The organism is Mesorhizobium sp. WSM4850 (assembly GCF_055811735.1).
Genome location: NZ_JBVVPV010000141.1, coordinates 1 through 1109, shown reverse-complemented (window position 1 = coordinate 1109; position 1109 = coordinate 1). Strand labels below are relative to the sequence as shown.

The 1109-nt window shown below is 63.7% G+C and carries 1 pseudogene; it reads left to right on the top strand.

From position 1 onward, the window contains the following. Positions 1-90 precede the first annotated feature (90 nt). Positions 91-1042, top strand: a pseudogene (locus AC0L2Z_RS35280) (IS630 family transposase). Positions 1043-1109: the final 67 nt, after the last annotated feature.

Below are 1109 nucleotides of genomic sequence, written 5' to 3'. Positions count from 1 at the left end.
CTAGAGGCACGTCCTGTGATCGATGAATCGATTGTGATGTGACGGCTGCGTTTTGTGCTGATTCAACATCCCCCTCGATGGAGGTGGACGATGGGAAGAGCATTAAGCGGGGATCTTCGGTTGCGGGTCTTGAAGGCTTCGGACGAGGGCATGTCGGCGCGGCAAGCGGCGGCGCGGTTCGGCGTGGGAGTCTCCTGCGCGATCCGCTGGATTGCGCGGGCGAAGATCGGTGAACTGGGGCCACGCCCGCAGGGCCGCCGCCGCGCATCCAGCCTCAATGCGCATGAAGCCTTCATCGCCGGGCTGATCGGGGAGCGCAAGGACATCACGCTGAACGAGATGGTGGAGTGGCTCGTCGCCGAGCAGTCGGTGCGGATCAGCCGCAGCGCCTTGAGCGCCTGGCTTCGCGGCCACGGCTGGACATTCAAAAAAGTCCTCGCACGCACTGGAGCAGGATCGCCCCGACGTCCTGAAGCGGCGCCGGGAGTGGTTCGACGGCCAGCTCGATCTCGATCCGACGAAGCTCGTGTTCATCGACGAGACCGGCCTCTCCACAAAGATGGCTCGCCTGCGTGGAAGAGCGCCGCGCGGCGAGCGCTGCCGGGCCGGCGTGCCGCATGGCATGGCCACTGGAAGACCACGACCTTCACCCAAGCGCTGCGGCTGACGGGCATGACTGCGCCCTTCGTCTACCACGGCGCTATGAACGGCAACGTGTTCCTGGCCTATGTCGAGCAGGTGCTGGTCCCTCCCGACATTGTCGGAGGGCGACGTAGTCGTCATGGACAACCTGCCCGCAAACAAGGCCGCCGGCGTGCGCGACGCGATTGAGGCCGCAGGCGCGAGCCTGCTCTACCTGCCGCCCTACAGTCCCGACTTCAATCCGATTGAGAACGCCTTCGCCAAACTCAAGGCGCTGCTGCGAGCAAAGGCCGAGAGAACCATCAAGGCTCTGTGGGACGCGGTCGGCGCGGTCGTCGACCTCTTCACCCCAGCCGAATGTGCCAATTACTTCAAAGCCGCAGGATATGAACCGGATTAAACAGGACGTGCTCTAGTTGTGAGCTTTCGGAAGGTTGTCCATTCGGGCCTGACCGAGGAGACTGGAG